The 238-nt window shown below is 76.1% G+C and carries 1 protein-coding gene; it reads left to right on the forward strand.

What is annotated here, in order from left to right; genetic code table 11:
• A partial coding sequence (locus SB719_RS22450) for a hypothetical protein (protein WP_412160077.1) occupies positions 1-238 on the forward strand: 238 nt, incomplete at both ends.

Raw genomic sequence — 238 nt, forward strand, 5'->3', positions numbered from 1 at the left:
GCTGGTGGGCACCGCGTCTGCGCGCACGGCCGACCGGGTGCGCGACCTGGGCGCCGCCGTCGTCGATCACACCGACCCCGAGTGGCCGGCCCGTGCTCGGGAGGCGGCGGGTGGCCCGTTGGATGCTGCGATCGATCACACCGGGTCGAGCCGCGTGTGGGAGGCGCTGTCCGACGATGGCGTCCTGGTCCGCACGGCGTTCGCCGGCCGGCCGGGACACGAGCGAGCCGACGCGATC

The sequence above is a fragment of the Pantoea sp. SIMBA_079 genome (genome assembly GCF_046940275.1).
Lineage (GTDB): Bacteria > Pseudomonadota > Gammaproteobacteria > Enterobacterales > Enterobacteriaceae > Pantoea > Pantoea borealis.